General features: G+C 54.0%; 17 protein-coding genes and 2 pseudogenes. All 19 read right to left on the minus strand.

Annotated elements, in window-relative coordinates; genetic code table 11:
* Positions 1–447, minus strand: a complete 447-nt coding sequence (locus ACX1CU_RS13600) for a GNAT family N-acetyltransferase (RefSeq protein ID WP_459398837.1) — start codon at positions 445–447, stop codon at positions 1–3.
* A 2-nt stretch (positions 448–449) separates the two neighbouring features.
* Complete coding sequence (locus tag ACX1CU_RS13605; RefSeq protein WP_459398838.1) at positions 450–2441, minus strand: phage tail protein; 1992 nt, start codon at positions 2439–2441, stop codon at positions 450–452.
* Positions 2441–3004, minus strand: a complete 564-nt coding sequence (locus ACX1CU_RS13610) for a hypothetical protein (protein ID WP_459398839.1) — start codon at positions 3002–3004, stop codon at positions 2441–2443. The genes ACX1CU_RS13605 and ACX1CU_RS13610 overlap by 1 nt, the downstream gene beginning before the upstream one ends.
* Positions 3005–3056: 52 nt before the next feature.
* Positions 3057–3950, minus strand: coding sequence for a phage capsid protein (locus tag ACX1CU_RS13615; RefSeq protein WP_459398840.1), 894 nt, complete (start codon positions 3948–3950; stop codon positions 3057–3059).
* 416 nt (positions 3951–4366) lie between these two features.
* A pseudogene (locus ACX1CU_RS13620) lies at positions 4367–4717 on the minus strand (Gp49 family protein); the annotation flags it as partial.
* A 31-nt stretch (positions 4718–4748) separates the two neighbouring features.
* Complete coding sequence (locus ACX1CU_RS13625) at positions 4749–5585, minus strand: hypothetical protein (RefSeq protein WP_459398841.1); 837 nt, start codon at positions 5583–5585, stop codon at positions 4749–4751.
* A 6-nt stretch (positions 5586–5591) separates the two neighbouring features.
* A complete protein-coding gene (locus ACX1CU_RS13630; RefSeq protein WP_459398842.1) occupies positions 5592–6452 on the minus strand; it encodes a hypothetical protein in 861 nt (286 codons plus the stop codon).
* Positions 6424–6669 carry a Bbp19 family protein gene (locus ACX1CU_RS13635; protein WP_459398843.1) on the minus strand — a complete coding sequence of 82 codons (246 nt, stop codon included), beginning with the start codon at positions 6667–6669 and terminating at the stop codon, positions 6424–6426. Before ACX1CU_RS13635 ends, ACX1CU_RS13630 begins: the two co-directional genes overlap by 29 nt.
* Positions 6666–8291 carry a portal protein gene (locus tag ACX1CU_RS13640; protein ID WP_459398844.1) on the minus strand — a complete coding sequence of 542 codons (1626 nt, stop codon included), beginning with the start codon at positions 8289–8291 and terminating at the stop codon, positions 6666–6668. Before ACX1CU_RS13640 ends, ACX1CU_RS13635 begins: the two co-directional genes overlap by 4 nt.
* A gap of 1 nt (position 8292) precedes the next feature.
* Positions 8293–8514 carry a hypothetical protein gene (locus ACX1CU_RS13645; RefSeq protein ID WP_459398845.1) on the minus strand — a complete coding sequence of 74 codons (222 nt, stop codon included), beginning with the start codon at positions 8512–8514 and terminating at the stop codon, positions 8293–8295.
* A gap of 11 nt (positions 8515–8525) precedes the next feature.
* Entirely contained in the window at positions 8526–9047 is a 522-nt protein-coding gene (locus ACX1CU_RS13650; RefSeq protein WP_459398846.1) for a hypothetical protein, read from the minus strand.
* A 68-nt stretch (positions 9048–9115) separates the two neighbouring features.
* Complete coding sequence (locus ACX1CU_RS13655; protein WP_459398847.1) at positions 9116–9373, minus strand: hypothetical protein; 258 nt, start codon at positions 9371–9373, stop codon at positions 9116–9118.
* Between the two features lie 154 nt (positions 9374–9527).
* Positions 9528–9833: a Ref family recombination enhancement nuclease gene (locus tag ACX1CU_RS13660; RefSeq protein WP_459398848.1), complete on the minus strand. Its 306-nt coding sequence runs from the start codon at positions 9831–9833 to the stop codon at positions 9528–9530.
* Positions 9830–10426 (minus strand): DUF1367 family protein, encoded by a 597-nt coding sequence (locus ACX1CU_RS13665; protein WP_459398849.1) that lies wholly within the window; start codon positions 10424–10426, stop codon positions 9830–9832. Before ACX1CU_RS13665 ends, ACX1CU_RS13660 begins: the two co-directional genes overlap by 4 nt.
* A 70-nt stretch (positions 10427–10496) precedes the next feature.
* Positions 10497–10688 (minus strand): hypothetical protein, encoded by a 192-nt coding sequence (locus tag ACX1CU_RS13670; RefSeq protein WP_459398850.1) that lies wholly within the window; start codon positions 10686–10688, stop codon positions 10497–10499.
* A 133-nt stretch (positions 10689–10821) separates the two neighbouring features.
* Positions 10822–11635: pseudogene (locus ACX1CU_RS13675) on the minus strand (DNA adenine methylase).
* Positions 11635–12279 carry a hypothetical protein gene (locus ACX1CU_RS13680; protein WP_459398851.1) on the minus strand — a complete coding sequence of 215 codons (645 nt, stop codon included), beginning with the start codon at positions 12277–12279 and terminating at the stop codon, positions 11635–11637. The pseudogene ACX1CU_RS13675 and the gene ACX1CU_RS13680 overlap by 1 nt, the downstream one beginning before the upstream one ends.
* Positions 12280–12378: 99 nt before the next feature.
* Positions 12379–12621: a hypothetical protein gene (locus ACX1CU_RS13685; RefSeq protein WP_459398852.1), complete on the minus strand. Its 243-nt coding sequence runs from the start codon at positions 12619–12621 to the stop codon at positions 12379–12381.
* 3 nt (positions 12622–12624) lie between these two features.
* Positions 12625–13095: a hypothetical protein gene (locus ACX1CU_RS13690; RefSeq protein ID WP_459398853.1), complete on the minus strand. Its 471-nt coding sequence runs from the start codon at positions 13093–13095 to the stop codon at positions 12625–12627.
* Between the last annotated feature and the right edge of the window lie 37 nt (positions 13096–13132).

Consider the following 13132-nt stretch of genomic DNA (forward strand, 5'->3'; position numbering starts at 1 on the left):
TTAAACCTCCATCGAATACAGGGAGCCGATGCGGCTCAGGCCCAGACGTTCGTACATTTCTCCGGTGCGCGCTTCATGCACGCCGGTGGTGATGCCCATATTGATCAGCGTTGCGCCGTTATCTTTTGCCCAGGCAATAAACGCCTTAACCATGCGCGGGCCCGCCGATCCGCCGCGATGCTCAGGAGCGATAAACAGACCGTATTCAAACGCCATCAGCGCGCGTGAGAAAAACTGTTCGCCAATGCCACCGGCCAGCCATCCAACGACGTGGCCACCGTGTTCTGCAACAAGCACGATCCCCGCGTCGGCATCGATAAGCTGTCTGGCCAGCGCCGCGCACTTCTCTTCATCGAATGATCCGGAGGCATAACGGGATTCCAAAAACATTCTGGTACCGAGTTCAATCAGTGCCGGAATATCACCGGCGTTTGCGTGTCTTATCATTGTTACCCCGCGTTACTGGTGAATGTGATCATGATGGCCAGCAGGTGGAACGGTAGCGGCTGCGGCTGCTGGATAATTAGTGTGTCCTCTCCACGCTCCCAGCCTAATTTCCCGAAGAAGTGATCACCGGTAAAAAGCGGCGCTGGCTGGTTGAGGATTTGCGGGCCGAACGTCCGGAAGGGGATCACCTGCCCGTTACAGGTTGCGCCGGTGGTTTCAAGAAATCGCATCGTTACTTCTGATGTGCGTTTCTTGGCGTTTTGCGTGGTACCTTCGGATGTGGCCACCTCAGGCGTGAGCGTTTGAATTGTGCTTGTGAAGTGCAGGCCAAATTCAACGTTGTACGCTTTGCGCGTCAGCGTTACCTGACCGCTGGAAACTACGCGTTGCGGCATCACAGAACCATCGGCCACGATATCGATCAGCTTGCCTTCCAGGTGTTCTAATCCGTCCCACGTTTCCGCGCCCTCATCTGCTGTGCCAGTGGTGGCCGAGTCTGTACGCACATCCGGATCAAGCACTTCGACGTAACGCACGGTTTGGCCGTTCACCTCACGGCGCACCAACACATAAACCGCGTCGTTATTTTCTGTGGGGATTGAGGCGACCGATTCAAAATGGCCCTCGGTGGTCTGGCGTGACCAGGCGATCACGTCCTGCGCGCGATCGATGGCCAGCGAAATTAAAACGCCGTCATTGCGTACCAGCCAGATAAACGCGTCTGGCTGCTGCTGGTATGCCATATCGATTACGCCGGTACCGGTGATGTGCTCGGCTAAAACGGTCATGTCGTTGGCCGAGTAAGAAACAAAGCTATCCGGGTCATATGCCACGGCATACAGCTTCTTACCTGCGCGCTGGATAAACATGATTTCAGTACCGACGCGCACCGGCCTGATACTGTTGCAACCGTACGGGCTGGGGTTTTTTACTGAAATGTTGGTGGGGGTGATCGCGTTGTCATTACCCGCAGTGATCGTGAACTCCCCGCCGAACGTCAGGGCGATCAGGGTGTTCATCTGCGCCAGGTGAACGATCGGGTTTAGCTGGTCAGACGATAGCGTAAAGCTGATCGCGTCATCATCATCGGTACCGAGTTCGAACGACAGGTAAATGCCGGTTTCGCTGAACCAGATGGTTTGCGGGTATTTTGGGGAGCCCGCTAGAATCAGTCGCTGCTGATGCAGCGTTACGGCCCCAGGGTAGCCGAATTCATCACTCCACACCGTATCCTCACGTGTCCACGCGCCGGGTGATGCGGCTTGTGTAGCGCTTAAATCGGTGCGAATGGTGCCCACGGCAACCTGCGCGCTGGTTATGCTGCTGATCAGCACCAGGCCGCTGTTAATGCGCACGTACGAACCCACATCCTCAGGCACCCAGCCATCACCAGTAAACGGCGGTAACCCACCACCGCTAGGCGGTTCCGCGTCGCTCAGTGTCAGCGTAATTTCAGAGCCTACGAATTCTTTAACCGATGGCGCGCACCACTTTTCAGGTGTTGGGCGTATCTCGTCAAACGGCTCAACGATAAACGGCGCAGGTTCCAGAACCCAATCAAGTTGGCCACGACGTTGCAGGCGGTACGGCCTCACGTTTTGGTTAACCAGGAACATTGTGTCGGCACCCTGCACGTAATTGATCGCGGGCAAATGCGCCACGCTGTACGGGCTGGCGATTTCGTACGGTGAGCCGTCGCCGTTAACAAGCTGCTGGCCGTTCTGGTAAACGCGCATGTACCCATCGCCGAATTCCAGCATGTAAGACTGCGCACGGTTGAACACGTACGGCATTAACCGGGCCTTGCGGTCACCGTATTTAGCGGCCGCCGCGAAACGGGTACCAGGGCGACGCATAACACCGCCCTGTACCACACAAACAGCGTTCTCGATCGCCTTGGCCCCGTTTGCGTATCGGTTAATATCAACGCGGCCCATTAAGCGCGGGGAGATTTCCCCGGCTGTAAAGTTAGTTTTTATCAGGTTGGCGCGCATTAGAACCTCGAATGCAATGTTGGGTAACCGCCCAATTCTTCTGGCGGCTCTTCCTGGCCATCGATCGCTTTAGCTTGGCGTAGCAGGTAAGCGGCTTCCTGCGTCAAACTGTCGCGTAGTGAGGCGGAACCCGTTACGGCGTAAGCCAGCTTGGCGGCCATCATCGCTTCAGCCAGACTGACCAGCGCAGAATCCCACGTTGATTCGTTTTCATTCCTCCAGATGTAACGCAGCCGGATCGCGTTTATGTTTGCCAGCAGTTTGTTACCTTCAATCCGGTACGGGATATCCTCGTAATCCTCACCGATGGACAGGATGCGGATCAGGTCACCGGGCAGCGGGAACTGAAACCCAAAACCAAACTCGGGCACGGTGCTGCTTGGCGACAAAATCACGCGTTTCACGGCGCAGTTCCACGGGTGCTTGCGCAGCAGATCGTTACGGACGGTGGGATAAATGTTTGCGCACAAGCGCGCGTGCTCGGTGGCCTCATCGAATGAGTTAATCGGATGAGCACCGAGAGTGAGCAATGCGTTTGAGCAGATAGTTACACTGGAAGCCATGGGGCACCTCTAAAAGAAAAGGCCGGGAGTTACCCCGGCAAAGGCGCTGGCATTAGGCGTCAAAATCGATGGCGACGACTTTTCTCTCGTTTGCACGACCTGAACCGTAAGAGGCCAGAACAGAGATCTGAATAGTGTTGTTCTTATCGCGGCGCGGGCCGATATCAACGTTATAGCTGATGCCGGTACCGAAGTGCGCAGCAGTTCCCGACCAGGCTACTGCGGTCGCCGTGCTGCCGGTTACGTTGAATTCCTCGTAAGGGATCCAGTTGAAGCCCAGCCACTTATTCGCCACGGCACCTTCTTGCAACATTTTTCCTGCCATGAAGTCGGCACTGGTCAGCGTGGTATCGCTTAGGATTTGCGTCAGCATGTCGGCGTTGTACGCCATGTACAGTTCTTCGCCGTTCTTTTCGTCGGCCTCGTTTCTGCGGAAAATCGCTTTCGCGGCGATAATCTTGGCCTTGGTCATGCCGGTGCCGCCGGAAACAATCTTCTGACTCACAGGCAGCGCTACAGGGGTGTATGCGCCGTTGTTCTCCTGCTTACGCAGAATGTCGCCCAGCAGCGCCGCGTAGATGATGCGGTCTTTTGTGCGGTTTGCTGCCGCTACAGTGGCGTTCATATACTCGCCTTGCGGCTGCGCCAGCAGTTTTGGCACATCTGTAGGTTCAACCGGGATATGCAGATCATAATCGGCCATGATCACGTTGCGGGTACCGGCTTCCGGCACATCCCACACGGTATCACCGAAACGCTGGGTGCGCGGGTGCATCTCCACGGTGCCCATATCGTTGATTGTGAAGCTAGCGCCGGTGATCATCCCACGGTCTTTAACAGAGCCTTGAAAGCGACTGTCTTTCTGCTGGGTCGCAATCTCGAAACCATCATGGAACTGCTGCACGAACGCGGCAGTAATCATGTTCTTATTGGCTGTAAATGACATTTTAATTACTCCAAACAATCGCCTGCGAGGTATCGGTTTCCCGGCTCGGTACGCTGGCCGGGTGGCGTTACGGTCAGCGGGAATTCAGGTATCCGGCTACCATGCCGGGCTGTTGGAGTGATTTTGGGTGTGGTGTGCGGTCGGTTTCCCGACCAAATAAAAAAGCCAGCGGTTAGGCTGGCTTGGTGGTGGGTGGCGCGGCGGGGTTATTCGCCTAAATCTCGCTGCGGAGTTTTGCCGTTCTTGTCTACTGGCAGGTTGTAATAGCGCTGTGCCACATCGTGCTCAACTTTTAGGCATTCATCTGATAGCCAGCCAATGCCATTGGCCGGTAAGCCGTAGTATGAGGTATAGCCCTCTCTGATTGCCCCCTGTACATACTCAATCATTTGGCCTCGGTTCGGAGTGATCGAGCTGTCATGTAATTTCTGTTTCAGCAAATAACCTTCAAGTGGCCAGATTTTGTTAACGGCATTTGCACGGGCAATACTGCGGCCAATTTCTGCATCGAAATTTTCAGGGCTGGCGCAGGATGATTCGCCAGTAACGGTGAAGCCATTCTTCAACACCAGAACGCAGAAGGTAAGAAGGTGAAGCGGCGCAGGTACTTCCTCATTTGCAAATTGTTCACCCCATTTAGCGAAGCGCTCACCGTCTGCCGCCGTAAAATAGTGCTCGCTGACGATCACGCCCTCAATATGTTTCGGGGTTACGCGTGGCGCTGTTTTGCCTGCTACCTGGATTGCATTTTCAATATCATCGTTCATTGTCATTTCCATTTTTTGGTGGTGTGGAAAATTAAGCTACCGGCTGATTTCCGAAAGACTTTTGATAAAACGCTTTAACCTGCGCGGAAACGCGTTCGTGATCTGCGTGCTTCGGATTTGTGTACGCTTCTGTCTTCATCAGTTCACGGATGCTCTGTTGTTCCTCAGGGTTGATTTCATCGCCTACCGGCGTGTCCTCTCTCATCTCTGCGCCAATCTTGGCCAGCATCCGGATAACCATCGGGTTATTGCCGATCTCGTCCATCTTGTCTTTATCGGCGGGGTCGGCCAGATTGTTGAATGCGCGGTAGGCCAGGCCGATATTCTGTTTAAACTCCGCGTCGGTTTTCCATACTTCACGTAATGCGGTAGTTGCGGCTTCCGCGTCCAGCTCTGCCGCGCCGTTTACCAGGCCGCCAGCGCGCTGCATGTATTCACCCAGCACGAAACCAAGCTGATCGTTAGTGATGCCCTTAGCATGAGCGGATTTTAAAAAGCCCTGCATTTCTGGATCGGCTTTGAATTCTTCCCAATTGAAACCCTCTACTTCGACCTTAGGCGCGTACTCCTCTACGGTTTTTGGTGGAACGTCACCACCGCCCAGGCGCTTTTCAAGGCTTGTATGCGCCTCAGCCAGCTTACGAGCAGAACTCTCCATGTTGAGCTTGCCATCTTCGCCAGTGACGCGGTATTTCTCCGGTATCCAATCAGCCGCGCCCGGCTGGCTTTCTGCACCGGTGCTGAGCAAAGAAGTGCTATTGCTACCCTGATTACCACCGCTGTTATTGCTCCCATCATTGCCACCGCTGCCCCCTTCGCCGCCCTCAGTGCCTGCGGCGTTCATGAATAAGTGTTTAAGTTTCCACATCGTCGTTTACTCCAGGTTGATTACTCGCTGAATGGTCAGCGTTAATGAGGTCATTGTTATGGTCTGGCCTGTTTCGTTTAGCAGGCCGAGAATGAAGCCGTTAACAGAGAAGGGATCCGTTGCACCGAAGGTGTAGCTGATCAGGTTGTGGTCACGGTTTGAAATATCGGTACCAGTGACCTTCACTGTGGAGTTTGAACCGATGATCGTTGTGCCATCCGGGCGGCGAAGCTGCGCTTTCCATTCGCGAGCCTGGCTACTTGAGCCGCCAACGGAACCGCTAACGCGAATACGAAACAGCAATATGGTTTTGCTGGCCTTGGCTGGAACCTTGTATAGCGCTGGCGGCGGTGTTGTTGTGCGGGTTGAGCCTACGTCGCTGTCTGCTGATAGCGTGGCCGCCAGGGAGCCGATGTTAAAAAACGCACCGTCAGAAATGCTTTGCGTTCCAGACCAGGAATAAACATCCTGCAGGAAAATAGGCTGTTTAAACGCTGCGTTAATGAACCCGCGCGCGGCGCTATCAGACGATGCTTGCAGTAGTTGACGGCCCAATACTGAGGCATCAGAGATATTTGCCGCTGTGACCGGGAAACCTGCCGCGCCTATCGCTGAACGTGCTGCTGCTGTTGTGCCAGCGGTTAAAACCGAGCGCCCGATAGTCGTTGCGTCTATGATATCGGCCACGCTGATTTGACTATCTGCAGCGTCAATAATTGCCCGTGCTGCTGTCTCATCGCTTGCCTTAAGTAGCAATTTACCCAGCGGCGTTGCGCCTGTGATTTCGTCAACGCTGACGGTCTGCGATTCTGGCGGTACCAGAACAACCTCCCAGCCGTTAGCCGTTAATACTTGAGTCATTGCCATCGTCTACCCCGTTAGCTCTGTTGATTTGATTCAGGATGAAATCCAGTACCGAGCGCTGCCCTGCCCGGTAACACGTTTCCCTATCCCCCTCATGGCCACCCTTCACGAAAATGGCCATGCCAAAGCGCCTGGTTAACTCATCAAGGATTTGAGGCCCACCTGGCATTTCCTCAAACAGCCTCTTGTAGTCCTCGGGTGTGATTTGCTTCTCGATCATTGGTTACCTGCCAAACGTTGGCCGAGTGCCGCCCCGGCTTCTTGCCCTGCTGCGCTGGCGGCCTGCTGGCCTGCCTGCATCATCAGCGCCTGCTGTGCCTGTTCCTGCTGTGCTTTGGCGCGTTCATCGCGCATGCTGCTGACGTCAGAGGATGAGCGTAATACTTTGGCTGGTACGCCTAGCCCCTCAGACATAACCCGTATTGCTTCATCAGAATCCAGGTTGTCGCGCGCGTCCGGGTAAATGGCTACCAGTTGCCCGACTGATGCCGCCAACTGCTGAATCGCGGTCACATCCTCCAGTTTCTGGGCGCGCGCCAGCGGTGAGATGTATTTCACGTTGAAATTGGCGGTGTTCATGCTCTCCGGAGGCGCTGGGAAGACACCGGCACGCAGCGCCAGGCCAAAGCAACGGGCAACGAGGGGTTGCAGGTATTCAGCCTGGAATCGACCGTATACAGGGCCGAGCAATTGCCGGATGAGCGCCACACGTACATGCACTTCGGTGGCAGTCATGGCCGGGCCGTCCTGCGGCTGTAGCTGGTCTGCCATCATGATTTTGCGGATAGCGCGCTGTAGGCGTTCTTCTGCTGTGAATGAGACGTTGAAGTCGGAGCCGGTGAGCAGCGGTTTCATGCTATCGACGCTGTTCGCCACAATGATTTTGCGCGGGCCCACTTTGACGGTGCGCGGGTTAAGTACGCCATCGTCCTCGGCAATCCACATGCCGGAGATAGCCAAGTCTTGCGCGGCCTTCTCCATGCGCTTTATTTCGTTCAGTTCTTTGCAGTCTGGCAACGCGTCATACGTTGGGCCCACGCCGTAACTGGTGCCGGGTATCTTCATCCAGCGCGGAACGCAAACAGGGAATTCGTGGTACCCGGATTCGCGCACCACCTTTTTGCCGGTTACTTCCACGTTGTACGACGCAAAGCGCAGGTTTTTAGCCAGGCGCGCATTCACCACGTAGTTTGTGCGCGGGAAGATGGCGTGCAGGAATTCAAACTTATCGTCTGGTTTATCCTTCGCTGCCTTGAGTATCTTCTCACTGACTGCATCAGCGCCGAATTCGTTGATCGCCTGTTCTGCTGTGAGCTGGTAGCAGCGGTAAATGGTATCAATGATGCCGTCTTTGCGGGTGGATGCCACAAAGCACTGCGCCAGCGGCCACTGTTGGAATGAGAAACCGCCCTCGTCGCGGTTCTCGTCGATGTACAGCGCGAACCAGCCAGCGCAAACAACGTCAAGATTGGCCTCGTAGCCTTCTGCGTCGAAGTTGCTGGCGTGGATGTTCTCCCATACCAGGCTTGCGCAGGTTGATAACCAGGCCTTGGCATCATCAGGCAGGGATTCGCTATCGAAGCTCAGCCATTGTGCGTTTGCCGGTGTCATGCCGGACATAAGCGCCGATGCAAGCATGCGGGCGCTGTCTGTCGCGGTGCCGTCCAACAGCATCGCCACCTTGGATTTAGCACTCTGAGCGTCGAGAACTTGCGTGCTGAATCCACTGCCGCGCAGCGGGTACGTGAAGTCGTAGCATTCCCGCCAAACGCTTTCATGCAACTGGCGGCCTGCTTTGAGGTTGTTCACGCGCTTTAGCAAGCGGGTGGCGATTTCGTCCATCTTAAGCCCCTAGGGTTGGTTTGCCGGTTGCGCCGGTGGCCAGCAGTGAACTACCGGAATCAGTTGCGCCGGTTGAGCCGGTGGCCAGCAGCGAGGAGCCTTTCTTGCGCTTCTTGCGTGCTGCTGCGTCTGCGTTCGCCGCTTTAGCGCCAGCGTTCGCGGCTGCGTCTGCCTCGGCTTGCGGGTCGCTCTGTACTACTTTTGGTGTTCCGCCTCCACACATAGGGGAATCTCCTACTCTGGTACGTGCCAGCCGTCTTTAGTCAGCACGGGCTTGCCGGGTGATCGCTTTGCGCCGTCCTCGTTCACAACCATTGCAGCGGCCCTGCCGTGCAGTTTGGCGGCCGTCGCTACTGGTGCGGTGGTTGCTCGCTTTACCAGATCGAGGAAGTCGAGGTTATTGGTCAGCGGGTGGCCAACCTCATCAACGAAGCCGTATTCCTCAAACGCTGAAATAATGCCGAAACCTTCGGCGTTCAGTTCTGACAGCGCAGCATTGCGGGCAGTGAGATCAACGGTCACGGTTGCGGTGGAATCACCTTGCGCCGGATCCGTGCCAATAATCGGCGCGGCGGTAGTTTCTGTGATAACCGTTGCGCCAGCAGTGGCGGCGTTCAGTTCTGCGGCGGTGTTTGCAGTCTCGGTTACTTGCTGAATGGTGGCGGTGCCGGTTAAAGAATTCTCCAGCGCGGTATCAATTTCATCGGTTTTGGTTTCCTGCCCCGGCACTTCAACAGTCTTCTTGGGTCGAGCCATTGCGGTTACTCCGTGGTTTGATTGAGTGGCCATCTTGAACGTGGTGCGCGGACGGAATCCCGACCAAATCAGGAGCGTTTAAACGTCCACCACTGCCGATGCAAAACCGTGGGCAGCTTCTTCTTGTCCTGCCCGGTCACCTGGCACCACAACGCGATAAGCGCTTCACCGTCACCGTGACGCGGTTCACTGCCGGATTTCCAGCCGAGCACGGCGGATTTGCTTACGCCCAATTCGTTGGCGATCTGCTGGGTTGAAATGGAGCGGCGGTTCAAGTCGGTAATGACGCGAAACCATTCAGTGCGGAAAGTGGCGACGAGAGGCATTTTTAACCCCCTAAACGCGCGCGTGCGCGAGGGTAATGCGCGATGCGCCCGCACTCCCCGCTTATCGAAAAGGGGTCTAGGCAGAATATTGTTCTATCCGCCCGCGTGGCGCCCTGTGACTTTTCAGCATTTCCTGTTGTCCATAGGAGTAGAATTAAATTCTGCATTCGCGCAACTCCTCTACTTCACGTTCAACCTGTTTCAGTAAATCCAGTTCGGTACCGTAGTTTTCCTCCCATGTTTTGTGACCAGCGTGTATAGCGACGCCGTGACCGCCTGTGCGGTGATGTGGTGGGCAAAGGGGTAATACGCTGTAGTGGCTGGCGCGCTGCCCTGCGCCCTGTCCAGTGCGGATATGGTGGATTTCTGCGGGGGATTGGCCATAACACAGGTTGCGGCATACCACACAACCGAGTTCCGCAACGTCTGATAACCATTCCTTTTCGGCTTTGGTTGTCATGATGCGTAATCCAGAAGCTGTGATGCGGCGTTCTCTGCTGCCTGCTGGTTTGGGAATGTGCGGTACAGGATGAAATTCCACAGCACATCGATGGTGGCTTTGTAGAGTTCGGCGAACTCGATATCGTCCATCTTTGCAAAGGATATGCTTTTGGGCTCTTTGCGGATTGAGCCATCAGGCATGTGGTATTCAGTGCAGTGGCCAGATTGGATGATTACCCAGGCGCGGAATGCTTCGAATGATTTTGTGATGCTGATATTTGCGGCGCGGTTGTGCGCTACGTCTTTGAGGTACTCATCAGCAGCGGATTGTAATGCATCTTCGTTGCCAGCGTAGTGAGCCAGAAATAATACGTAGCCGCGTATGAGTTCTTTATCGGCTGGCGATATTGTCCCGCCTGTCGGTTGCCAGTAGTGATAACCGAGATTCAGGAGGGAGAAATATTTGCGGTGAAATGCCGGATTGCGGGCCTGTTTGAAATCAGCATACAGAACCGCACCGAACTTCACTTTTGTTTGCAAGAATTCCCTGGCGTCCGGGGTTGCCGGTACCAGTAAACCACCTGCTGATTTTACAAATGAATACTGCGCCATAAGTTATCCCCTTTTGGCGCAGCAATTGTTCAGAATTTAAAGCGGCTGGGTGTTCAATCCAGCCCCTTAATTATAGCGTAATACCCTCGGGTGATACAACTGTATAACCGGCTAGTTTCTGTATTTCTATCAATGCCTTAAATGTTAAAATAAACTCGTTTTCTTTGATATCTCTTGCGCCAATTATACGACCATCAGCAACGCGAATGGCTATGTAACAATTGGCAGGGAGAGAGCCTATAAAATCCGCAACATCAACCATAGTTAACCCCGGCAAGTCAGATATATAACCCCTCCTTAGTCCCTACCTTCACCCAAAAAATACTGTATATAAAAACAGTATCAGCAACAGGGCTTTTGATCAATTGTTCAACAAGAAATAATTCAAGGTACTTCTATTCTTCACAGTTAGGGTTAATCCAAAGGCATTCAAGACGCACCTTCGTACCTCGCCCAGCGCTGATACGCGATTCGCGTTCTTCCTTCCTCCAGCCTATTAACGTGTCGTTATACAGCTTGCTGTCGTAACCGCTTAGCAACACCATTCCGCGCACTTTTAGCAGTTCTTCCAGTAAGATAGCGTGCTCGTCAGCAGTCATTTCGTACTGGTAATAACGATTGCCAGCAACCCTGGTTTCGGGAAGGTATGGGGGATCAACGAAAAATAAAGTGTTCGGCGCATCGTGCCTGCGGATAACATCAAGAGCCGTTTTATTTTCGATAATCACCCCTTCAAAACGCTGCCCAACAGCCGCCAGGTTATCCGGATATTTTGCCCACAGGTGCGCGGCTGTCGCGTATTTGCGTTTACTGTCGCTACGGAAACCGGATTGCCCCCCCCACTCCCGCCGCTGTACCAAAACCCATACATGCCCGAACTACCATCCTACGAGCGCGCTCTATTGGGTTTTCCGTTGGCGTGTAAGCTGCGTTAAATTCATCACGGCTGTATGGGGTTAATGCGCAAAGCGTACGAAGGCGGTGATTATCGAGTGGGTCACGCAGTACGCGGAACAGATTAACGATCTCGCCATCAAGATCGTTGTAAACCTCTGCGTAGCTGCGTGGCTTTCTGAGCAGTACGGAGGCCGCCCCTCCGAACGGCTCAACATAGCAAGTGTGCGGCGGCATATGCTCAATAATCCATGGAGCAAGCCGGAACTTGCCACCATGGTACCGCAATGCAGGTGACTTGATTTCTTGTTGCATCACTCCCCCTCGACCTTAGTGGCTGCCGCTAAACGCATAATCCCTGTATGTCTGTGAAATATCGCCTTGATTGCCAAGGTTGACGCAATAGTGTCTACAGCAAGGACATCATTCACCACCGAATCAATGGCATCAGCTAAATCGATAGGCTGCTGTAGTCGCTGCTCTGCTTGCATTGCCCTGTCAACCCAATAATCTTTTGTGTCTAAGATTAGTTTTATGCGGTGAGCAGCACCGCTGGATTCTACTTTCATCACTTCAATTTTCCGCTCTGCTGCCTCGAGGGAAATTTGACGCTCACCGGCCAACCGCTGTAAAAGGTTGCGTTCCTCTTTCAGTTCATCGATCAACATGTTTGCCTTATCCATTTCTGCACGCTGCTCGTTCAACGCTTCCAGCAAGGCGGCCACATACTCTTGCGAGTAAAGCTCAATCACGTCCGGGTCTAACGCCGCATCGCGCACCCATTCAATTTTCCCATGAGGCTGAGATTTATACCGGCCTCCTGGCGAGTACTTCTGAGCAGCTTCTTTGTTTGAAAATGTTGTATTTACGTTTATCCGCGATTCGGGAGTTCCGTCATCTTTTTTAAACCGCAACGTGTAAGCCACTGGCTGGCTCAGTTCTTCGAATCTTTTACTCATAGAATCACCACCAATGCATAAATACAGGCCACCAGCACTGCCACATAGCAGCCCAAAAACACCCACACCCCGACTGATAATTTGCGTAATTTCATTCTGCTAACCCCGATTCTCTTTGCGATCACGCCAGTAATTCAGGCGCGCCCTGAAATGCTCCCGGTATTTTTCCGGCACCTCTTCAATCGCGATCAGTACCTTGGTGCGGACGATCTTCCCCGCGTACAGGTCTTTGATTAATCCGCTGGCGCGCAGGTCGAGATTTTCAAGATCCCGATATTCCTGCGGCCAGGCTCCGCGATTGAACGGTAAGCCGGGCGGGAGGTAATCCGATTGCCCGGCCATGGGTTACATTGCCTCGAGGCTTTTTTCTGAATTGGTGTAAAACTGCACATCGACGTGCACCAGGGTGAACTCTGGTACCGGCAATTCATGGCGCGTGATTTGGCAGTGGGAGGATTTCAGCATCGTGTTAATGCGGGTTTGTAGGTTGCGAATGGTTACGCCGTGGCCCGGATGGCATCTATCCAATTTAGCAAGGATCGCGTCATATGACAGGGTTTTACCCAGCATGACGGCCACCAGATTTTTAGCGGGGAAATCCACCTTCTTGGCTTTTTTCTTCGCTGCGGGCTTACTGGCGGCAGCCTTACGGGAGAACTTCGGCTGCATGACTTGAACCGGTACCGGCTCGGGTACAAACGCGGAACGGGTGCTAGCGCGGGCATTGGCATTCATGCGCCAGATGATCAGTGCGGTGTAATCACAGCCATCATCAACAACGTACGGGGCGTTTGGATAAACGATTTCAGTGTGCATAGGTCTTTCCTTTGGTTTTAAGCGCTGGTCAGGCGCG

The organism is Serratia sp. D1N4, from assembly GCF_054552755.1.